This window comes from Nocardia stercoris, from assembly GCF_003696265.1.
GTDB classification, from domain to species: Bacteria; Actinomycetota; Actinomycetes; order Mycobacteriales; family Mycobacteriaceae; genus Nocardia; species Nocardia stercoris.
This window is the reverse complement of the sequence record NZ_RFFH01000001.1, coordinates 1,054,526-1,075,483: the sequence shown is the minus strand read 5'-3', so window position 1 is coordinate 1,075,483 and position 20,958 is coordinate 1,054,526. Positions and strand designations below refer to the sequence as shown.

22 protein-coding genes are annotated in these 20,958 nt (G+C 69.5%); 4 read left to right on the top strand and 18 right to left on the bottom strand.

Annotation, left to right across the window (positions count from 1 at the left end; all coding sequences use genetic code 11):
* Positions 1–27: 27 nt before the first annotated feature.
* The 8 genes from EBN03_RS04885 to EBN03_RS04850 all read right to left on the bottom strand — a co-directional run bounded on the left by EBN03_RS04885 (position 28) and on the right by EBN03_RS04850 (position 7,321).
* Positions 28–2,367, bottom strand: a complete 2,340-nt coding sequence (locus tag EBN03_RS04885) for a Tex family protein (protein WP_233608182.1) — start codon at positions 2,365–2,367, stop codon at positions 28–30.
* Positions 2,368–2,572: 205 nt separating this feature from the next.
* A complete protein-coding gene (gene trmD / locus EBN03_RS04880) occupies positions 2,573–3,286 on the bottom strand; it encodes a tRNA (guanosine(37)-N1)-methyltransferase TrmD (protein ID WP_122186828.1) in 714 nt (237 codons plus the stop codon).
* A 127-nt stretch (positions 3,287–3,413) separates the two neighbouring features.
* Positions 3,414–3,965 carry a ribosome maturation factor RimM gene (gene rimM / locus EBN03_RS04875; protein ID WP_122186555.1) on the bottom strand — a complete coding sequence of 184 codons (552 nt, stop codon included), beginning with the start codon at positions 3,963–3,965 and terminating at the stop codon, positions 3,414–3,416.
* A complete protein-coding gene (locus tag EBN03_RS04870) occupies positions 3,965–4,207 on the bottom strand; it encodes an RNA-binding protein (RefSeq protein WP_122186554.1) in 243 nt (80 codons plus the stop codon). Before EBN03_RS04870 ends, rimM begins: the two co-directional genes overlap by 1 nt.
* Before the next feature lie 2 nt (positions 4,208–4,209).
* A complete protein-coding gene (gene rpsP, locus EBN03_RS04865) occupies positions 4,210–4,650 on the bottom strand; it encodes a 30S ribosomal protein S16 (protein WP_122186553.1) in 441 nt (146 codons plus the stop codon).
* Positions 4,651–4,865: 215 nt separating this feature from the next.
* A complete protein-coding gene (locus tag EBN03_RS04860) occupies positions 4,866–5,180 on the bottom strand; it encodes a PDDEXK family nuclease (protein WP_158675537.1) in 315 nt (104 codons plus the stop codon).
* A gap of 73 nt (positions 5,181–5,253) precedes the next feature.
* The gene (locus EBN03_RS04855) at positions 5,254–6,360 is read right to left on the bottom strand and encodes an amidohydrolase family protein (RefSeq protein ID WP_122186551.1); all 1,107 of its coding nucleotides are present in this window, start codon (positions 6,358–6,360) and stop codon (positions 5,254–5,256) included.
* Positions 6,361–6,397: 37 nt separating this feature from the next.
* Positions 6,398–7,321 carry a LysR family transcriptional regulator gene (locus tag EBN03_RS04850; protein WP_122186550.1) on the bottom strand — a complete coding sequence of 308 codons (924 nt, stop codon included), beginning with the start codon at positions 7,319–7,321 and terminating at the stop codon, positions 6,398–6,400.
* Between the two features lie 86 nt (positions 7,322–7,407).
* Between EBN03_RS04850 and EBN03_RS34895 the strand changes: the two genes are divergently transcribed.
* Genes EBN03_RS34895 through EBN03_RS04835 form a run of 3 tightly spaced genes read left to right on the top strand, consistent with a single transcriptional unit; the run spans position 7,408 to position 8,490 of the window.
* Positions 7,408–7,704: an FAD-binding protein gene (locus EBN03_RS34895; RefSeq protein ID WP_122186549.1), complete on the top strand. Its 297-nt coding sequence runs from the start codon at positions 7,408–7,410 to the stop codon at positions 7,702–7,704.
* A gap of 26 nt (positions 7,705–7,730) precedes the next feature.
* The gene (locus EBN03_RS34890) at positions 7,731–8,048 is read left to right on the top strand and encodes a hypothetical protein (RefSeq protein ID WP_122186548.1); all 318 of its coding nucleotides are present in this window, start codon (positions 7,731–7,733) and stop codon (positions 8,046–8,048) included.
* 28 nt (positions 8,049–8,076) lie between these two features.
* Positions 8,077–8,490, top strand: a complete 414-nt coding sequence (locus EBN03_RS04835; protein WP_122186547.1) for a DUF4267 domain-containing protein — start codon at positions 8,077–8,079, stop codon at positions 8,488–8,490.
* Between the two features lie 49 nt (positions 8,491–8,539).
* On the opposite strand, the gene ffh is transcribed toward EBN03_RS04835, so the two are convergent.
* The 6 genes from ffh to ftsY form a co-directional block, all read right to left on the bottom strand.
* Positions 8,540–10,114 (bottom strand): signal recognition particle protein, encoded by a 1,575-nt coding sequence (gene ffh / locus EBN03_RS04830; RefSeq protein ID WP_122186546.1) that lies wholly within the window; start codon positions 10,112–10,114, stop codon positions 8,540–8,542.
* 108 nt (positions 10,115–10,222) lie between these two features.
* Entirely contained in the window at positions 10,223–10,495 is a 273-nt protein-coding gene (locus EBN03_RS04825; protein ID WP_233608119.1) for a hypothetical protein, read from the bottom strand.
* A gap of 209 nt (positions 10,496–10,704) precedes the next feature.
* Positions 10,705–13,152 (bottom strand): [protein-PII] uridylyltransferase, encoded by a 2,448-nt coding sequence (locus tag EBN03_RS04820; RefSeq protein ID WP_122186544.1) that lies wholly within the window; start codon positions 13,150–13,152, stop codon positions 10,705–10,707.
* Positions 13,153–13,244: 92 nt separating this feature from the next.
* Complete coding sequence (locus EBN03_RS04815; protein ID WP_122186543.1) at positions 13,245–13,583, bottom strand: P-II family nitrogen regulator; 339 nt, start codon at positions 13,581–13,583, stop codon at positions 13,245–13,247.
* A 5-nt stretch (positions 13,584–13,588) separates the two neighbouring features.
* A complete protein-coding gene (locus EBN03_RS04810) occupies positions 13,589–14,905 on the bottom strand; it encodes an ammonium transporter (protein WP_199742587.1) in 1,317 nt (438 codons plus the stop codon).
* A gap of 275 nt (positions 14,906–15,180) precedes the next feature.
* On the bottom strand, positions 15,181–16,812 hold the full coding sequence (gene ftsY / locus EBN03_RS04805) for a signal recognition particle-docking protein FtsY (protein WP_122186541.1): 1,632 nt from the start codon (positions 16,810–16,812) through the stop codon (positions 15,181–15,183).
* 318 nt (positions 16,813–17,130) lie between these two features.
* Here ftsY and EBN03_RS04800 point away from each other — a divergent pair, with 318 nt between their 5' ends.
* Positions 17,131–17,520, top strand: a complete 390-nt coding sequence (locus EBN03_RS04800) for a DUF2237 family protein (protein ID WP_122186540.1) — start codon at positions 17,131–17,133, stop codon at positions 17,518–17,520.
* Positions 17,521–17,550: 30 nt separating this feature from the next.
* Here EBN03_RS04800 and EBN03_RS04795 read toward each other — a convergent pair whose 3' ends face one another.
* The 4 genes from EBN03_RS04795 to EBN03_RS04780 all read right to left on the bottom strand — a co-directional run bounded on the left by EBN03_RS04795 (position 17,551) and on the right by EBN03_RS04780 (position 20,917).
* Positions 17,551–18,849, bottom strand: coding sequence for a cytochrome P450 (locus EBN03_RS04795; RefSeq protein ID WP_122186539.1), 1,299 nt, complete (start codon positions 18,847–18,849; stop codon positions 17,551–17,553).
* A gap of 96 nt (positions 18,850–18,945) precedes the next feature.
* Positions 18,946–19,830 (bottom strand): hypothetical protein, encoded by an 885-nt coding sequence (locus tag EBN03_RS04790; protein ID WP_122186538.1) that lies wholly within the window; start codon positions 19,828–19,830, stop codon positions 18,946–18,948.
* 22 nt (positions 19,831–19,852) lie between these two features.
* A complete protein-coding gene (locus EBN03_RS04785; protein ID WP_122186537.1) occupies positions 19,853–20,173 on the bottom strand; it encodes a DUF4333 domain-containing protein in 321 nt (106 codons plus the stop codon).
* Between the two features lie 15 nt (positions 20,174–20,188).
* The gene (locus EBN03_RS04780) at positions 20,189–20,917 is read right to left on the bottom strand and encodes an LpqN/LpqT family lipoprotein (protein WP_122186536.1); all 729 of its coding nucleotides are present in this window, start codon (positions 20,915–20,917) and stop codon (positions 20,189–20,191) included.
* Positions 20,918–20,958 lie beyond the last annotated feature (41 nt).

Below are 20,958 nucleotides of genomic sequence, written 5' to 3'. Positions count from 1 at the left end.
TCCCCCACCGCTGTGCCTCCGATGCTCCTACTTGCCGAAGCCCGCCCGCCGCAACGCATCCGCCATCGAACCGCTCGGCGCGGGCGCGCTGCGGCGCTGCCCGTTGCCGCTCTGGCCGCCGCGGCCCTGGCCACCGGGCTGCCCGCCGCGACCTTGACCACGCGGCTGACCCGAACGCTCGCCGCGAGCGCCGCCGCGCGCACCCCGGTCGGCGCCCTTCTCCGGCTTGCCGGGTTCGTCGTCCAGGCGCAGGCTCAGGCCGATGCGCTGGCGGGCGACGTCGACTTCGAGCACCTTGACCTTCACCACGTCACCGGACTTCACCACCTCGCGCGGTTCCCGCACGAAGTTGTGCGACATGGCCGAGACGTGGACCAGGCCGTCCTGGTGCACGCCGATGTCGACGAACGCGCCGAACGCCGCCACATTGGTGACCACGCCCTCGAGCACCATGCCGGGCTGCAGGTCGGCGACCTTCTCGATGCCGGCCGCGAACACCGCGGTCTTGAACTCGGGGCGCGGGTCGCGGCCCGGCTTCTCCAGTTCGGCGATGATGTCGCTGACGGTCGGGACACCGAAACGCTCGTCGGTGAACTCGTCCGGGCGCAGACCGCGCAGCACCGAGGTGTTGCCGATCAGTTCGAGCACGCCGCTCCCGGTCCGGTCCAGGATTCGGCGGACCACCGGGTAGGCCTCCGGATGCACCGAGGAACTGTCCAGCGGGTCGGTGCCGCCGCGGATGCGCAGGAAGCCCGCACACTGCTCGAAAGCCTTGGGACCCAGCCGCGGTACATCCTTGAGCGCGGCACGGCTGCGGAACGGGCCGTTGCTGTCGCGGTGCGCGACAATGGATTCCGCGATCGAGGTGGAGACGCCCGAGACCCGGGCCAGCAGCGGCACCGAGGCGGTGTTGACGTCGACACCGACCGCGTTCACCGCGTCCTCGACCACCGCGCCCAGCGAACGGGCCAGCAGCGTCTCGGAGATGTCGTGCTGGTACTGGCCGACACCGATCGACTTGGGCTCGATCTTCACCAGCTCGGCGAGCGGGTCCTGCAGGCGGCGGGCGATCGAGACCGCTCCGCGCAGTGACACATCCAGGTCGGGCAGCTCCGCCGAGGCGTAGGCCGATGCGGAGTACACCGACGCGCCGGCCTCCGAGACCACGATCTTGGTGGGCTTGCGGTCCGGGATCCGGGCGATGAGTTCGGTTGCCAGCGCGTCGGTTTCGCGCGAAGCGGTGCCGTTGCCGATGGCGATGAGCTCGACGTCGAAGCGGGCGACGAGCGCCGCCAGCACCGCCAGCGACTTCTCGGTCTGGCCCTGCGGCTTGTGCGGGTAGATCACCTCGGTGGCGACCACCTTGCCGGTGGCGTCGACGACCGCGACCTTCACGCCGGTGCGATAGCCCGGGTCCAGCCCCATGGTGGCGCGGGTGCCGGCCGGGGCGGCCAGCAGCAGATCGCGCAGGTTGGTGGCGAACACCTCGACGGCATCCTTCTCCGCCGATTGCCGCAACCGCATCCGCACATCGATACCAAGGCTGACCTGCAGTTTGGTCCGCCAGGCCCAGCGCACGGTGTCGAGCAGCCACCCGTCGGCCGCACGGCCCCGGTCGGCGATGCCGAACCGGTGCGCGATGCGGCCCTCGTAGACCGTCCGCTCGCCCTCGACCGGTTCCTCGGTGTCGGCCTCGAGGTGCAGGGTCAGCACCTCTTCCTTCTCGCCGCGCAGCAGGGCGAGGATGCGGTGGCTGGGCAGCTTCTCGAACGGTTCGCTGAACTCGAAGTAGTCGGCGAACTTCGCGCCGTCCTGCTCCTTGCCGGGCCGCACCCGCGAGCTGACCTGGCCGCGGCTCCACATGAGTTCACGCAGCTCACCGACCAGGTCGGCGTCCTCGGCGAAGCGCTCGACCAGGATCGCGCGGGCGCCGTCGAGCTGTTCGGCGGTGTAGCCGGCCGGGTCGGTGGTGGGGTCGCCGATCAGCGCGTCGGCGACCGGCTCGTGCCCGGCCTCGCGCGCGATCTGGGCCTTGGTCCGCCGCTTCGGCTTGTACGGCAGGTAGATGTCCTCGAGCCGGGCCTTGGTGTCGGCGAGCATGATCTGCTGTTCCAGCGCGGCGTCCAGCTTGCCTTGCCCACGAACCGATTCCAGGATCGAGGCCCGGCGGTCGTCGAGCTCGCGCAGGTAGTGCAGGCGCTCCTCGAGCTGGCGCAGCTGCGCGTCGTCGAGGCCGCCGGTCACCTCCTTGCGGTACCGGGCGATGAACGGCACGGTCGACCCGCTGTCGAGCAGTTCGACGGCGGCGCGCACCTGGTCGTCGCGCACGCCGAGTTCGTCGGCGATACGCCGGCCGACACTGGCCAGGCGTACGGCTCCGACGGTGGGCTGGGCGGTGGTGCCGGTTTCGGTGGTGTCGCTAGGCGAGGCTGTCACGCCCGCAGACACTACAACCGCCCGCCGACAAACGGCCACAGCCCCGTGCGGAACCCCACCCGATTCGGACGGCTACGCAGGTCGGCCGGTGTGCCGGAGCGGCAACGAGTTCCACAGCCGCACAGCTACGATCGAGCTAGCCGGTCTCCGGGGGCAGCAGATCTGGGCGCCGCTCGCGCGTGCGGGCCAGCGACTGTTCGCGCCGCCACTGCGCGACCTTCGCGTGATTCCCCGACAGCAGCACCTCGGGCACCTCGAGGCCGCGCCACGAGACCGGGCGCGTGTAACTGGGCCCCTCCAGCAGTCCGAGCCCCTCCGGCCCCTGCGCACCCACGGAGAACGAATCCTCTTGGTGGGACTGCTGATTGCCGAGCACACCGGGAATCAGCCGGACCACGGCCTCGGTCATCACCAGCACGGCGGCCTCGCCGCCGATCAGCACATAGTCGCCGATGCTGACCTCCTCGACCCGGACTCGGCGCGCCGCATCGTCGAAAACCCGCTGGTCGATGCCCTCGTAGCGGCCGCACGCGAAAACCAGGTGCCGCTCCCGAGACCACCGCCGGGCGGTCTGCTGGGTGAACGGCACCCCGGCCGGGGTCGGCACCACCAGCAGGGCGTCGTCCGGGCACACCTCGTCCAGCGCCGGCCCCCACACCGAGGGCTTCATGACCATGCCCGGCCCGCCGCCGTAGGGCGAATCGTCGACCGCCTGGTGCACGTCGTGGGTCCAGGCGCGCAGATTGTGCACCCCGAGTTCGAGGATCCCCTTGTCGATCGCCTTGCCCAGCAAGGCGGTTCGCATCGGCTCGAGATACTCGGGGAAGATGGTGACCACGTCGATCCGCAACGCCGGATCCGGCGTGGTGGGTTCGCTGTCGTCGACGCTCATGCACTCCCTCTCGATACCGTCGGCCGGCCCGGACGACATCACCTCCATCCGCGCGGAAAGCGGTGGAGGTGACGATTGTTCAGATCTACGTCCGGGGACCGGTGTCGGGCAGGCTGTCGGGATCCAGCAACCCTTCGGGCGGATCGATGACCACCAGTCCGTCGGCGATCGATACCGTCGGCACGATCGCGGTGACGAACGGGACCAGGATCTCGCGGCCGTCGTCGGCGCCGCGGACCGCCAGCAGCTCGCCGGCGGCGGAGTGCAGTACCTCGGTGACGGTGCCGACCACGGTCCCGTCCCCGAGTTCGACCCGCAGGCCTTCGAGCTCATGGTCGTAGTACTCGTCCGGGTCGTCCGACGGCGGCAGATCGGCGGAGTCGATCACGAACAGCATGCCGCGCAGGCCGTCGGCGGCCGTACGGTCGCCGACGCCGCGCAGGCAGACGAGGAGCCGGCCCTGGTGTTCCCGGACCGACTCGATCGTGAAGTTCTGCAGGGAGGTGCCGCGCGGCATGCGGCCGTGCAGCACGGCTCCCGGCGTGAACCGCAGTTCCGGCTCGTCGGTCCGCGGTTCGACGACGAGTTCGCCACGCACGCCGTGCGATTTGGCGACTCGTCCGATGAGCAGTTCCACTATTGGTCCGTGTCGACCACGTCGACGCGGATCCCCCGGCCACCGATCCCGGCTACCAGGGTGCGCAGTGCGGTCGCGGTGCGACCACCGCGACCGATCACCTTGCCCAGGTCGTCGGGGTGCACGTGCACCTCGACGGTGCGCCCGCGCCGGCTGGTGATCAGCTCGACGCGGACGTCGTCCGGATTGGCCACGATGCCGCGCACCAGGTGCTCGACGGCGTCGGCCACCACGACACTCATGCTCAGGCCTCGGCCTCGGTGGCCTCGGCAGCAGCCTCGGCGGCCTCGTCCTTCTTGGCGGCCTTCTTCTTCGGGGTGACGGCCTCGGTGACCGGCTCGTTGTCGGCGGCGGCGAGCGCGGCGTTGAACAGGTCCAGCTTGGACGGCTTCGGCGCCTTCACCTTCAGGGTGCCCTCGGCGCCCGGCAGGCCCTTGAACTTCTGCCAGTCGCCGGTGATCTCCAGCAGGCGCTGCACGGGCTCGGTCGGCTGCGCGCCGACGCTCAGCCAGTACTGGACGCGCTCGGAGTTGACCTCGATCAGCGAGGGCTCTTCCTTCGGGTGGTACTTGCCGACGTTCTCGATGGCCCGGCCGTCGCGGCGGGTGCGCGCGTCGGCGACCACGATGCGGTACTGCGGGTTGCGGATCTTGCCGAGGCGGGTGAGCTTGATACGAACAGCCACAGCTGTTCCCCTTTCGATGGCGGCTACCCGAAGGCAACCTGAGTGGTCACGACGCAATTCAGCGACCCGCACGGCATGCGGGCCCGGTTTTGCGTTGAGTGTGTGACCGCCGCGCGGTACGTAACCGGAGACGGGCTGACACTGTCCGGGCACAGCGGGCGCCCAGGACGAGGGTTCATTCTGCCAGACCGCTCCCAGCCGCTGAAATCGGCCGGTCAACTCCACCGCAGTCGGGAGGTGACGACATGGACCGGAGCCGGCCCGGGCGCGATCACGGTCTCACCGTCGGCGGCGTACACCTCGACCCGATAGCCCGATTCACGGAGCCGGTAGGCCTGGAAGACAACCGGAACGTCCGAGCCGAACACCTCGCACGTCCAGAGGTAACGAATCCCGGCAGCCGCATACGCCGCCATCTTGGTCTCACGTTCACCAGCAGTGTTTTCCGCGGACCACACCTCGGCGACAGCTTGCAGGGAATGGCCCTCCGGCCAGCGGCCGGCCATTTCGACCATCGCATCGAGCCGCACAGCCAATTCCGCCGACGCCCACTGGTGAGCCGGTGTCGGGCAAGCCGTTCGATGCGGGTGGCCGTAAATCATCCTAGACGGATCGATAAGCGGTGACCGGATCACGCCGGTCGTAGACTCGTCCCCTCAGGACGACCCACGGCGGCGTCGCCAGCACGTCCTTCCCCGACCGCGGATCCGCTTCGTACACAACGAAATCCGCTGGCGCCCCGTGCTCGATCCCCGGGTGTCCCAGCCAGGACCGCGCCTTCCACGACGACGCCGCCAGGGCTTCGTGCCGGCTGAAACCCGCCCCCGCGAGCGCGTCGATCTCGTCCGCGATCCGCCCGTGGTGGATGCTGCCGCCCGCGTCCGTACCGGTGTAGATCGGGATCCCGGCCGCGTGGGCGGCCGCGACCGTCTCCCGCGACCGTCGGTGCAGATCGCGCATGTGTGCCGCGTAGATCGGGTATTTACCTGCGCCCGAGGCGATCTCGGGAAACGTGTCGATATTGATCAGCGTCGGCACCAGCGCCGTCCCGTGCTGGACCATCAGCTCGATGGTCTCGTCGGTGAGTCCGGTCCCGTGCTCGATGCAGTCGATTCCCGCGCCCAGCAGGCCCGGCAGCGCGTCCTCACCGAAGACGTGGGCGGTGACCCGCGCACCCTCGCGGTGGGCGGCGTCGATGGCCTCCTTCAGCACCGCGTCGCTCCACAGCGGCGCCAGGTCGCCCACGGAACGGTCGATCCAGTCGCCGACGATCTTCACCCAGCCGTCGCCGCGCCGGGCCTGCTCGGCGACGATCTCCGGCAGGTCGCGTTCGTCGTCGAGTTCGATGCCGAGTTCGCGGATGTAGCGCTTGGGCCGGGCGATGTGGCGGCCGGCCCGGATGATGCGCGGCAGGTCGTCGCGGTCGTCGATGAACCGGGTGTCGATCGGCGAGCCGGCATCGCGCAGCAGCAGCGCGCCCGCGTCCCGCTCGGTCTCGGCCTGGGCGACGGCTCCCGCGTCGGTTTCGTCTCCGCCGCCGTAGCGGATCCCGACGTGGCAGTGCGCGTCCACCAGGCCGGGCACGATCCAGCCGGACGTGCTCAACGTGTCGGCGCCGGCGACCGGCTCGAACGAGATCACCCCGTCGTGCACCCACAGATCGCGGACGTCGTCGCCCGGCAGAACCACTCCCCGCAGATGCAGCCGCATACCGCCTCCTGGTCGCGTCGAGGTGACACCCCCAAACCTAGCGCGCGGTGGCCCGCCCGAGCGCCGCGATCTCCGCCAGATCGCGGACCAGCGAGGTCTCGCCACCGCGGCGCCAGACCAGCGCCCAGCGGGCGGGTGGGGCATCCGGCAGCGGGAGGTAGCGCACGTCCGGCCGTGCGTAGTAGGCGGCCGCATGGGCGTGGACCGGGGTGATCGCCTTTCCGGTGGCGACGAGCAGGATCATGTCCTGGAAGTTGGCGGCGTGGGCGGTGCGCGGGATGGGGCGGCCGCTCGGGGCGGTGGTCGGGACTGCCGCCTCGATCCAATAGCCGGGTGGTCCGTCGGCGGTCCCGGAGGTGGAGATCGCGAAGACGCCGTAATCGGCCAGGTCCTCGTATGAGGCCGATTCCCGTTGCGCCAGTGGATGGTTCGCGCCGACCAGGATCAAGTACGGCTCGGTATAGAGCGTCGGGCCGACCACCAGGTCCGGTTCCTCGATGGGCAGCCAGCTCACCAGCACGTCGATCTCGTCGTTTCGCAGCGCACCGAACGGGTTGCCGAAGTGCACGTGTTCGATGTGCACAGCGCAGTCGGGGTGCCGGCCGCGGAAGCCCTCGAGCAGTGGGCGGAGTTCCTCGAGGCTGCTGCCGGTGACACCCAGTCGCAGCAGGCCCGCGGCACCGTATTCCGCGGCGCGCGCCGCCCGGCCCAAGCCGGCGCGCAGGTCACGATAGGAGGTCCGCAGATCGTCGCGCAGCTGCGCGCCGATCGGAGTCAATGCCACCGTGCGGCTGGATCTTTCGAACAGTTTCGCGCCGACCCCGCGTTCCAGTTTCCGGATCACCTGACTGACCCGCGCCTGCGACACATACAACCGCTCGGCGGTGCGCCCGAAATGTAGCTCCTCCGACAGTGTCAGGAAGATCTCCACATCGCGCAGATCCAGATCGCGCAGGTCCATGCGGTTTTCCCCTCGATCACAATGGCTTATCGGATCATACGCAGCGGCCCGTTGATCCATTCCCGGCTCCGCCGGAGGCTGAGTTCATGCCCCACACACCATTGCGCGCAAGTATGCGCGGCCGGGTACTGCTCCCTGGCGCCGACGGATTCGACGCGGCCCGTACACCGTGGAACCTGACCGTCGACCAGCCCGCCGCGGCCGTGGTCTACCCCGAGGACGCGGCCGACGTCGCCGCGGTCGTCGCCCACGCCCGCCGCGCCGGTGTATCGGTCGCCGCGCAACCCAACGGCCATGGCGCATCCGGCAACACGGCGGGCAGCATCCTGGTCCGCACCCGGCACCTCGACCGGGTGGAGGTCGACCCGGTGCGGCGCTGCTGACCGGTCCGACCGACCCCCTGTTCGGCGTGCAGATCCGGCAACTGGGCGCGGCCCTCGCGGAACCCACGACCGGCGCCGCACCGTCGTTCGCCGCGCCCTATGCGCTGTACCTGCAGGCGAGCGGCGCCGATCCCGGCGTCGCCGCCGACGTGCGCGCGACCCAGAAACGCCTGGTCACCGAGCTCGGTGCCCGTGTGAGCGATCGCAAGCCGTACACCGTCCTGTCGGCCGGGGACACCGTGGCGCAGGTCTTCGACCCCGACACCCTGACCCGGCTGCGGGCGCTCGAGCGCGCCCGCGACCCGCACGGCGTCTTCCGCGCCAACTTCCCGATCCTCCCCTGAAGTCCCGCGAACAGAATCGAAAAGACACATGCTGCAGAAGAACTCACACCGCCCCGACGCACCCTGGCTCGGCACCGCGCTGTCGCTGATCGGGGCGGGGTTCATCACCTTCGTCGGCGTCCGCTACCTGGTGACCCCCGAATCCATGGCCGCCGAGTTCGGGCTGCCGGCCGCCCCCGAGGGCCCGGCCGCCGGTTTCCTCAACGTCAAGGGCGTCCGGGACATCGGCACCGGTGCCGTAATCCTGGCCCTGCTGGCTGCCCGAGAGCGCCGGGCGCTGGGTATCGCCACGCTGGCGATCGCGCTGATCCCGGCCGGCGACATGGTGACCGTGCTCGCCCGGCGCGGCTCACCGGGCACCGCGGTCGGCGTGCATGGCGTGACCGCGGCGCTGGTCGCGGCGACCGGCGGCCTGCTGCTGCGCGAGTCGCGCGCGAAATGACACCCGACGGGCCCGGTCGACGCCGACCGGGCCCGCTGGGTACGCACCGTCAGTTCTTGGGGAACTTCAGCTTGCTCAGATCGATTCCCTCCAGGCCCGGGGGCAGTTCGTTCAGGCCGGCGGGCATGTCGGACAGGTCGGGAAACCCTTCCGGCATGCCGGGCATACCCATGCCGGGCATCATGCCGGGGAATCCGCCGCGCATCTTGGGCGGGGTCGGGCCGCGCCCGCCCTTCTTGCCCTTCTTGCCGCCCTTCTTCTTGCTGCCGCCGCGACCACCGGGCATGCCCATCTGACGGCCCATCATGGCCATCATCTTCTTGGCCTCGAAGAACCGGTCGACCAGCTGGTTGACATCGGTGACGGTCACACCGGAACCGTTGGCGATGCGCAGTCGGCGGGAGGCGTTGATGATCTTCGGGTTGTCCCGTTCGGCGGGGGTCATGCCGCGGATGATCGCCTGCACCCGGTCGAGCTGCTTGTCGTCGATCTGGCTGATGACGTCCTTCATCTGCCCGGCGCCGGGCAGCATGCCGAGCAGGTTGCCGATCGGGCCCAGCTTGCGGATGGCCAGCATCTGCTCGAGGAAGTCCTCCAGCGTCAGCTCACCGGAACCGATCTTGCGCGCGGCCTCCTCGGCCTGCTGCGCGTCGTAGACCTGCTCGGCCTGCTCGATCAGGGTGAGCAGGTCACCCATGCCGAGGATGCGGCTGGACATGCGGTCCGGGTGGAAGACGTCGAAGTCCTCGAGCTTCTCACCGGTGGACGCGAACATGATCGGCATGCCGGTCACTTCACGCACGCTCAGCGCCGCACCACCGCGGGCGTCACCGTCGAGCTTGGTGAGCACGACACCGGTGAAGCCGACGCCGTCGCGGAACGCCTCGGCGGTGCTGACCGCGTCCTGACCGATCATGGCGTCGAGCACGAACAGCGTCTCGTCGGGCTGCACGGCGTCGCGGATGCCGGCGGCCTGCGCCATCAGCTCGGCGTCGATACCGAGCCGGCCGGCGGTGTCGACGATGACCACGTCGTACTGCTTCTGGCGCGCCTCGTCGACACCGGCGCGCGCGACCTCGACCGGGTCGGCCGCCGAGATGCCCAGTGGGTTGTCGCCGCCACCGACGGACGTGCCCGGGTGCGGCGCGAACACCGGCACACCGGCCCGCTCACCGACCACCTGCAGCTGGGTGACCGCGCCCGGACGCTGCAGGTCACACGCCACGAGCAGCGGTGTATGTCCTTGGTCCTTCAGCCATTTCGCCAGCTTTCCGGCGAGGGTGGTCTTACCGGCACCCTGCAGACCGGCGAGCATGATCACCGACGGCGGGTTCTTGGCGAACTTCAGCCGTCGCGTTTCCCCGCCGAGGATGCCGATGAGCTCCTCGTTGACGATCTTGACGACCTGCTGCGCCGGATTCAGCGCACCCGAGACCTCGGCGCCCTTGGCGCGCTCCTTGACCCGGTTGATGAAGCCCCGGACGACGGGCAGCGCCACGTCGGCTTCCAGCAGCGCCAGGCGGATCTCCCGCGCCGTCGCGTCGATGTCGGCCGGCGACAGCCGTCCCTTGCCACGGAGGTCGGAGAGTACACCGGTCAACCGGTCGGAAAGGGATTCGAACACCGATGGCGCTCCTGATTCTCGAGAGGCGGTCACTCGATGTACCAGGGTACGGGGAATCGGTGTCGCTACGGATTCAGGCCTGTTTTTCGGCTCGAAACGCCGCCGTCGTCAGGCCGGCCGCGACCGCGGTGGCAGTCGTAGGTCGTGGCTCGACAAGGCGACCAGCCCCGCGGCCTCTCGTCCGGTCAGTCCCAGCTCCAGTGCCAGTCCGTCGAGCCGGACCCAGGCGGTGTCGTCCTGCGGGTGCCGGCTGACGGTGACGGCGATGGTCATGGCGGCCGCCGCTTGCCGCTCGGTGAGAGTGCGGCCCGGTAACCACGACACCACCCAGAAGTCACCCCCGACGCAGCGGGCGAAATGTCGGGTGGATGTGCTGGTCATCGTCGAAGCGGATTCCATATCAATTGCCACCGAAATTGCTCCCCTCATGCTTGACAGCTCGAGACGGCACTAGCGACAGCTGGAATTGCGATTCGATCGTAAAGTGATATTCGTCATATCGCGCATCGGATAACGCACATTCCTCGCAACGATCTGATCACCGGACGAAACGGTAATCCGGTACACGCCGGGCGACACGGGGAGTTCGCTCAATTACGGGCCGAACTCACCCCATCGGCGCCTGTTTCGGCGGGTTTCTTCGGTTCCGGATGTGGGACCACCGCGAGCAGCGCCGCCTCGATCTCGGCACGCCGTGCCGGTGTGTCGGTTTCGCCGAGTTCGAGGCAGAACGAGTCGACGACAACGGTTCCCATCGTCACCACCTTCGCCCAACGCACATCCGCCCCCGTCGCCACGAGCGCCGCGGCCAGCCGGGACAGCATCCCGATCCGGTCCTCGGCCCGCAGCTCCAGCAGCACCTGTCCGGCGGTGGCGGTCTCGGTCCAGATGACCCGCGGCGCCGCCTGGGCGAACCGGCTCATCGGCACCCCGGCGTCACGTTCCTTGCGCGCCAACGATTCCGGCAGATCCAGCGCACCGTCGAGCGCCCGGATCAGGTCCTGGCGCAGCAGGCCCGCGTGCGGCGGATCACCGAATTTCGGTGTGACCACGAAGGTGTCGATCGCCACGTCGCCCGCGCCGCCGAGCGAGGCCGACAACACTCGCAGCGAGTGCATGGCCAGCACACCGGCCGCGTCGGAGAGCAGGCCCGGGGAATCGGGCGCGACCACGGTCACGAGGTGGATGTAGCGGCCCGGCCCAGGCCGCAATTCCACATGCACCCCACCGTCTTTCGCCCGCTCGAGCAGCGCCGGATCGATCGGGTCCGGCTGCGGTTGCTCCTCCCCCGCCATGGCCAGTCCGCAGCGGCGCACCAGTTCGCCGATCAGCGAGGCCTTCCAGTCGTTCCAGACGCCGGGGCCGGTGGCCAGCGAGTCGGCTTCGGCCAGCGCCGCCAGCAGTTCCAGCAGCAGGGCGTTGCCGTCGAGGGTGTCCACGACGCGGGCGATGGTGTCCGGGTCGGCGAGATCGTGCCGCATAGCGGTCTCGGGGAGCAGCAGATGATGGCGGACCATCTCGCGCAGCACCTGGGTGTCGGCCTCGGCCAAGCCCAGCCGGTCACCGACCTGCACCGCCAGGTCCGCCCCGACCACACTGTGATCCTCGACGCGGCCCTTGCCCAGGTCGTGCAGCATCGCCCCGAGCAGCAGCAGGTCCGGGCGCGACACCCGGGTGCTGATCGCGCCGGCGTAGGCGACGGTCTCCATCAGATGCCGGTCGACGGTCCAGGTGTGGATGGCGTCGCGCGGCGGAAGGTCGCGCACCGCACCCCATTCCGGGAACAGCCGCCCCCACAGCCCGGTCCGGTCCAGTGCCTCGACCGCGTCGATGGCGCCGCGACCGGCACCGAGCAGGACCAGCAGATCGTTGCGGGCTTCGGCCGGCCACGGCGCGCGCAGCTCGGGCGCGTCCTCGGCTAGCCGGGCCAGGGTGGTCGCGGCCATCGGCAGTCCCGACTGCGCCGACGCCGACGCCACACGCAGGACCAGACCGGGATCGCGCTGCGGGTTCGTGTCCCGGGCCAGCACCACCTCACCGGAATGCTCGACCACGCCCTCGGTCAGCGGCCGGCGCACGGTGGGCCGGCGCAGCCGCTGTAAACCCCGGCGCGGCAACGCGTTCCCCGCGGTACGCAGTCCCACGTCGACCGAATAGCTCACGGTGCGCGCGGAATCGGACAGGGTGCGCAGCAGATCGAACCGGTCGCCGATGCGCAGGGCCGCGCCGATCTCGTCCGCGTCCTGGGCTCGCAGCTGGTCGCGGGCCCGGCCCGCCACCCGATGCAGTTCGGTGCGCACATCCAGCAGCCGCCGATGTGCCTGCCGCAGGCCACCTCCCGGCCCCGGCAGCCCCAATCCCGGTACCGCATCGGTCAATTGGGCCAGCGACAGCGCCTCGAGCAACTGGACGTCACGCAGCCCGCCGCGGCCGTTCTTCAGATCGGGTTCGGCCCGGTGCGCGATGTCGCCGCTGCGCTTCCAGCGCGCCTGCGACTGCTCCACCAGTTCGCCGAAACGGGAACGAATTCCGGTGCGCCACTCGCGCCGCACCCCGCCGATCAGCAGGGTGCTCAGTTCCTCGTCCCCCACGATGTGGCGGGCCTCCAGCAAGCCGAGCCCGGCGGTCAGGTCGTCGGCGGCCACCTGCAGGGCCTGCGGCACGGTCCGCACACTGTGGTCGAGCTTGATGTGGGCGTCCCACAACGGGTACCAGATCTTGTCGGCGACCTCGGCGACCTGAGCGGGATCGACCCCGTCGTGCAGCAGCACCAGATCGAGATCGGAATAGGGCAGCATCTCGCGCCGGCCCAGGCTGCCCACCGCCACCAGCGAAAGTCCGCTCTCGGGCGTGATGCCCACCTCGGCGCCCTTGCCGGTCAGCCACAGTTCGAACAGATCGGCCAGAGCCACCCGCAGCGTCGGCGCGTCCAACCGCGGCTTGCGCGGGTCACCGCCGTCGTCGAGCAGTTGGTCCCGGGCGCGGACCAGGTCCTTCGCCCCGCTCGATAGCTCACCGTGCGACCGTTCCGTACCCAAACCGACCTTCCCCTCGAACGGGGCAGCCCCACCCGGCCCGTCTCGCTACGGGTCCGGGCGGGGCCGCCGCGGGTGTTACTCGTGTACCTCGATTACAGCGCGTCGGTGCCGCGCTCACCGGTGCGGACCCGGATCACCGAGTCGACCGGGGAGACCCACACCTTGCCGTCACCGATCTTGCCGGTACGCGCGGCCTCGACGATGACGTCGACGACCCGGTCCACCGAGGCGTCGTCCACCACGACCTCGACCCGGACCTTCGGCACGAAGTCGACCGAGTACTCGGCACCGCGGTAGACCTCGGTGTGACCCTTCTGTCGGCCGTAGCCCTGGACCTCGCTGACGGTCATGCCCAGCACGCCGGCCTGCTCCAAGCCCGCCTTGACGTCTTCGAGCGTGAAGGGCTTGACGATTGCGGTGATCAGTTTCATAGGGATCATGCCTCCTTGACGGCGGTCCGGGCCGTGCTACCCACAGCAGCGAAATCGTAAGCGGTTTCCGCGTGCTCGGATTCGTCCAGGCCCTCGAACTCGGCTTCCTCGGAGACCCGCAGGCCGATGGTGAACTTGATCGCGAACGCCAGGATCAGCGACACGATGAACGAGAACGCCAGCACGGAGGCCGCGCCGATCGCCTGCTTGCCCAGCTGGTCGAAGCCGCCGCCGTAGAACAGGCCCTTGACACCCGCGGGGCTGTTGTCGGTGGCCACCAGGCCGACCATCAGGGTGCCCGCGATACCACCGATGAGGTGGACGCCGACCACGTCGAGCGAGTCGTCGAAGCCGAGCTTGTACTTCAGGCCCACAGCCAAGGCACACACCGCGCCGGCGACGATACCGATCGCCAGCGCACCCGCCGCGTCCACCGAGGAGCAGGACGGGGTGATGGCGACGAGGCCGGCGACGATACCGGAGGCGGCACCCAGCGAGGTGGGGTGGCCGTCGCGGATCTTCTCCACGACCAGCCAGGCGAGCATCGCGGAGCAGGTGGCCAGGGTGGTGGTGAGGAAGGTGGTACCCGCGGCACCGTTCGCGGCACCGGCGGAACCGGCGTTGAAGCCGTACCAGCCGAACCACAGCAGACCGGCGCCGAGCATGACGAAGGGCAGGTTGTGCGGACGCATCGGCGTCTTCGGCCAGCCCTTGCGCTTGCCGAGGACCAGGCAGAGCGCCAGACCCGCGGCACCGGCGTTGATGTGGACCGCGGTACCACCGGCGAAGTCGATCGCGTGCAGCTTGTTGAGGACCCAGCCACCGTGATCACCGGTGGTGTTGTCGGCGGAGAACACCCAGCCCGCGACCGGGAAGTACACGATCGTGGCCCACAGACCCGCGAACACCAGCCAGGAACCGAACTTGAGGCGGTCGGCGATCGCACCCGAGATCAGCGCGACGGTGATGATCGCGAACATCAGCTGGAACATCACGAAGACGGTCAACGGGATCGTGCCCGCCAGGGGCACCCAGACCTTGGTGGCGTTGCCCGCGGAGTCGGTACCGGCGGCGAAGTGGCCGGCGTCGCCGAACACATTCTTCATGCCGAAGTACTGCCCCGGGTCACCGAAGACCTTGTACTTGCTGCTGTCTCCGAAGGCCATCGAGAAGCCGTACAGGCACCATAGAACGCCGACCAGGCCCATGGCACTGATACTCATCATGATCATGTTCAGGACGTTCTTGCCACGGACCATGCCACCGTAGAAGAAGGCCAGTCCCGGCGTCATCAGCAAGACCAACGCCGAACTCGCCAGCATCCATGCAGTATCACCGGAATCCGGTGTACCGAAAACGGGAAACGCCAACTTAGTTCCTCCTCATCTGGGGCCCGGCCCAACCTCGGCAACGAGCCTGCACGCAAGGGTCCTCACTTGGTGTTTCCTGTAGACCGCTTTCCTGTTTCACTCGAGTTAATGGATCCGGGTGCTTTGTTGCCACTACGTTTCGTCGCCCGGAGATCACTGTCCTCATCACGGTGAACGCAGCCCGGTGATGAGGTTTTCCGAGACTGAAACCGCAGGTAGGAGGTGGTTCAGCCGAGCAATGCGGCGACGAATGCGGCCGGCTCGAAGGGCGCGAGATCGTCGGCGCCCTCACCGAGTCCGACCAGCTTGACCGGTACGCCGAGCTCGTGCTGGACCTGGAATACGATGCCGCCCTTGGCCGTTCCGTCCAGCTTGGTGAGGACCACACCGGTGATGTCGACGACGTCGGCGAACACGCGGGCCTGCATCAGCCCGTTCTGGCCGACGGTGGCGTCGAGCACCAGCAGGACCTCGTCGACCTCCGCCTTCTTCTCCACGACCCGCTTCACCTTGCCGAGTTCGTCCATCAGACCGGTCTTGGTGTGCAGGCGGCCGGCGGTGTCGACGAGCACGGCGTCCACGCCCTGCTCGATGCCGGTGCTGACGGCGTCGAAGGCGACCGAGGCGGGGTCGGCCCCTTCACGCCCGCGCACGGTCGAGGCGCCGACGCGCTCGCCCCAGGTCTGCAGCTGGTCGGCCGCGGCGGCCCGGAAGGTGTCCGCGGCACCGAGCAGCACCCGGCGTCCGTCGGCGACCAGGACGCGGGCCAGCTTGCCGGTGGTGGTGGTCTTGCCGGTGCCGTTCACGCCGACGACCAACAGGATCGCGGGATGGTCGGCGTGCGGCAGCGCGTGGATCGAACGGTCCATCTCGGGTCGCAGGGCCTCGACCAGCACATCGGTGAGGACCTGACGGGCCTCGGCGCTGGTGCGCACGCTGTGTGACGCCAGCTCCGCCCGGAGGCGGTCGACGATCTTGGTGGTGCTGGCGGTACCGAGGTCGGCGAGCAGCAGGGTGTCCTCGACCTCCTCCCACGACTCCTCGTCCAGGTCACCGCCGCCGAGCAGACCCAGCAGGCTGCGGCCGACCGCGTTCTGGGAGCGGGCCAGGCGGCCGCGCAGCCGGGTCAGCCGGCCGTCGGTGGGTTCGATGTGCTCGATCGGGGCGGTGGGCGGCGCGGTCGGCGTCTCGGCCGGGGCCGGTGCGGCGGCGACGGCGGCCGTCGCGGCGTCCGCGGCGGCGGCCGCGGCTGCGGCTGCCTCGATCGCGGTGGCCTCGGTGGCCGTGCCGTCGGTCTCGACCGCGGCGGTGGCCTCCGCGGCGGCGCCGTCGGCCGCGTCCGCGGCGGCATCGGCGGCGGCCTCGGCCGGGGCGGTGTCGATGGTGGCGTCGGCCGGGGCGGTTCCGGCGGTGTCCGGCGCCGGAGCGGTGGTCTCCTCGGCCGCGGCACCGGCCTCGACCTCGGCGAGCAGTGCGGCGTCACCGGTTTCGGCGACGGGCTCGGCGGCGGGGTCGGCGGGCGCTTCGCTGTCTGTCTCGGTCTCGGTCTCGGGTAGGGGGACGTCGGTGATCGAGCGCCGCGCCGAGTCGCGGGGAACGGCGGCGTCGTCACCGACGTGCGGCTGCCCCTCGTCGTCGGTACGGACCACCGGCGGCGCCGGCACGTTCCCGCCACCACCCTGACTGAAGTTGAACCCGCCTGTCGCGGTGTAGCCGCCGGAACGGTCGGTCAGCTCCTCGGCGGCCGGAGCGGCGGTCAGGCTCACCCGCCGGCGGCGGTAGAGCACGAAGCCGGACACGAACGCCACCAGCACCAGGGCAGCGATCACGGCGAGCAGGATCCACACTTGCGCGTTCACGCCACCATCCAAGCAGAACGGCCGGCCGGAGCGTTCGCACCGTCACGTGTCGAAGGTCGCACGCGGCACCGACAGCCCGCGCGGCTGCTGCGGTTCGGGCCCGCGCAGGGTCACCGGGGACGCACATCGGCCGGGCGTGTCGCAAATGTCGGCAGTATCCGGACGCAGGTGGCGTTAGCACGCCGGACCAGCACCGACGTGTGCGACACGCCGTAAATCGGCAGGGAAAAATATGGGCGGACCGGCCAGTTCGATTCATTGCACACCACGCTGCCGAAGGGGCGGCGAATCTGTCACCGAGACAATAGGATCGGCGATGTGACCGATCGAAATGTGCTTGGGGGGCCGCTGGAAGAGTGTGGCACCGATCCTCTCACCGGCTTCTACCGGGACGGCTGCTGCAGCACCGGCCCCGAGGACCTCGGCTCGCACACGGTGTGCACCGTCGTGACCGCCGACTTCCTCGAGCACCAGAAATCGATCGGCAACGATCTGAGCACTCCCCGGCCGGAGAACAACTTCCCCGGCCTGCAGCCCGGTGACCGGTGGTGTGTGGTGGCGGTGCGCTGGCTGCACGCCCATGAGGACGGCGTCGCGGCCCCGGTGATCCTGGCCGCCACGCACGAGAACGCACTCGAGGTCATCGCCATGGAGACATTGCGCAAGTACGCCGTCGATGTGCCCGACGACGTGAGCGACCTGCTCTAGCCGGCCGGGCGCGGGGCCCGGCCGGACCGGTCAGCGCACCGGGGTCAGCCGCAGCACCAGCCCCTCCGGCGCAGCGGCGAAGGTGAACACCTCCTTCGGCGCCGGCGCACCGTCCGGTATCGACACCTCGAAGTCCCGCAGCACCATTCGAACCACCGCCTCGATCTCCAGCAGAGCCAGGTTCCGGCCCGGGCAGAACCGCGGGCCGGTACCGAACGGGATCGACGCCTTCGCCTGATGGGTCCCGGTGTGGCCGGGCAGCCAGCGTTCGGGCCGGAACTGTTCCGGATCCACGAAATTGGCCGCGTCGGCCGCCGACCGGCCCTGCGCGGTGACCACCGCGGTCCCGGCCGGGATCTCGATCCCGTCGACGACCACGTCTTCGAGCGCCTCCAGATACAGGAACGCCGCGACCGGCTGCACCCGCATCGACTCCTGGATCACCGCGTCGAGATAGGTCCGCTCGGTCCCGTCGGTGACCTCGGCCCGCAGCCGCTGCTGCACGTGCGGGTGCTGCGCCAGGTGATACAGCAGCCAGGCGATCGAATTGGCGGTGGTGTCCTGACCGGCGACCAGCACGGTGAGGGCTTCGGCGTACAGCTCGTCGGCGGTGAGCGGGTCGTCGCCGTCCTGCGCCCGCAGCATGGCTTCGATGAAGTTCGACGGCTCGGCGCCCTGGTTCGCGCGCGCCTTCTCGATCACCTCGCCGACCTCGCGGCGCAGGTCGGCCAGCGCCCGGTCCAGGCGCCGATCGGCGGGCAGTTTCACCCAGCGCCAGTACGGGATCGGTGCGGTGACGCGCCGGCCCAGCGCGGGAAACAGTTGCTGCAGCCGCTGTTCGATCGCGTCACCGCCGCCTTCGAGGGTGTTGAGGTCGTAGCCGAAGGCGATATTGGCCATGACGTCGAGCGTGTAGCGCATCAGGTCCGCGTGTACGTCCTGCGGTTCCCGCTGCCAGCGCTGCCGCAGCCGCTCGGTGATCAGGTCCAGGGTGCCGCCGAAGCCGCGCAGCGCACCGGGATTGAACGCCGGGGTGACCAGGCGGCGCCGCCGCTTCCATTCGGCGCCCTCGACCGAGAACAGGCCGCCGATCCCCATCTCGGCGAAGACGGATTCGATGGCGCTCATCCGCTTGAACTGGGCCGGCCGGTCGCGCAGGATCTGGTGCACGGCAGCCGGGTCGCCGAACACCACCATCTTGGTGCCCAGCACCGAGAGCCGGTAGCGGCGGCCGTGTTCGGCGTCCCAGTTCTTGAAGTGCGCCAGAATGTCCTTCGGATTCAGCACCAGGCGCAGGCCGTCGGCCGCGGGCAGGGTCTTCACGTTCATTCCCCTCCGGTGGCCCCCCGATCACCGGATCAGCCACCCGCACAACGAGATACGAGTCCACGACATCGAAACGACGTCGTGGACAGCGTATCCCGCTCAGGCGGTGACCACGATCGCGCGCCGCACCCGCTCCGGCGCGGTCGAGATCCCCTTGTAGTAGATGCGGGCCGCGACGAACCATTCGATCGAGGAGTGCACCGCCTCCGCGGTGGGTGCCGCGTCGGCGGGCACCGGGATCACGAACGGCAATTGCACCGCCTGGCCGGCCCGGATCGGAATTCGTTTGCCCAGCTCCACGATCGGTAGCGAGAACACCTCGCCACCGCCCGGTGTCCGGTGCAGCGGGTGCGAGAGCCGCGCCCGCTGCAGGTACACCGCGATGTCGGCGTCCGGGAGATCGCCGGCCGCCACCACGGTCAGTTTCCCGCGCACCGCTCCCCCGGCCGGCACCACCGGCGCCCCCAGCTCGATTCCCAGCTGAGAAGCATTGCCCAGCAACCGGATCAGTCGATCCGAGGGTGCCTCGGTCACCGGACCGGACCCCACCCGGAAGGTACCGTCGACGTGCAGGTCGCGGCCGTGCCGGTCCAACTCCAGCCGGCACGTCCACTGCACCAGCTCCGGCGACGAAGCGGGCGCCCAGGAGGGCACCCGGAAGTGGACCTCCGCCGTCCGGAATACGCCGTCGGACAACTCGATCGGGACCGTCTGCACCGAAACCCGGTCCGAGGTGGACCGTTCCGCGCCGTAATTGGTGCCGACCTCGCCCAGCATCGAGAGCGTGTCGGTGACGGCGGCCGCCGCCGCGTCGGCCCGGCCGGCCCAGCGGTAGCTGTAGAAGTTGGTGTAACCCAACTCCACTCGCGCCGCGACCACCTTGTCGACCGGCTTGTCGGCGGAAAACCGCACCGTGATCGCGTCGCCCGGCCGGACCGTGTCGGGGGTCACCAGGCACCGGGTCTGCTCACGCTGCCACAACATCGGAGGTCCTCCCTCGAGTGGGTCAGCTCTTCGGGTTGTCGTCCACCTTGATGTCGAACAGCGCCTTGTCGCCGTCGACACCGGTGACGTCGACGTGGACGTCGTACTGGGTCGTGCCGTCGGTCAACGTGCACACCAGGGTCGCGCCCACTTTGGCCGGCAGGTTGCCGGGGCATTCCACCTTGTCGGGCTGCTTACCGACCTGCTCGGTCAATTTCTGGCTGATCTCGTTCGCGACGTCGTTCTTGTCCACCGATTTACCGCCGACGGAGACCGAACACCCGGCCAGGGCTACCACCGACGCGGCGGCGGCGATTGCGGTGACAATTCGAATCATTCTCATCTGTCCGTTCTTTCCTCAGGGTGTAATGCGAATCTGGTCGTCGATGGTGTGGATGGCGGCCTGCAGCACGTCGGCCTGGTTCTCGTTTCCGGTCGCGTTCAGCTGCATCACGTACAGCCCACCTGCCCCGGGAATGACGATGGTCTCCTGCGCCGTCACCGCCGGCAGGCCCTCCAGGTCGTAGGTGCCCGCGATCCGATAGGCCGGATATCCGGATACCTGGGTCACCGCTCCCTGGCCGATCTCGCTGAAGCCGGGCAGATTCTTCATCTCACCGCCGGCGTTGCCGATGATCTGCTGCGGATCCACCTGGCCCTGCAGCTGCGACATCAGCAGCACGATATTCGGCGTGTAGTTCGAGTTCTGGGCCTCGGGGCCGGTGTAGGTGATGGCGTCGGTCGCGTAGTCGGGGGTGTCGGGTCCCGCGTCCTGCCAGCCCGCCGGCATGGGTAGGCGCACCGACGGCACCCCGGCGTCCCCGTTGTGCACCGGGATCTCGGTGATGTGCTGGTCACGGATGTAGTCGGCGATCGTGTAGTTCGGGCCCGACGAATCGGGCATCGACGGCGGCGCCAATTTGTTCGGCCCGCTCGCCGCACTCGACGGGCTCGCGTGCGCCGCGACCGACGACACGCTGGCCGCGTGGTCCTTGGTGTTGCTGTTGCTGCTGCAGCCGGACACCGCCAGGGCCGTCACGGCCGCCGCGGCGGCGACCACTGCGGGCATTTTCTGCGCGTACTGCATGACTACCTCCTCGGGACTCGACGACACAACCGCGAACTACT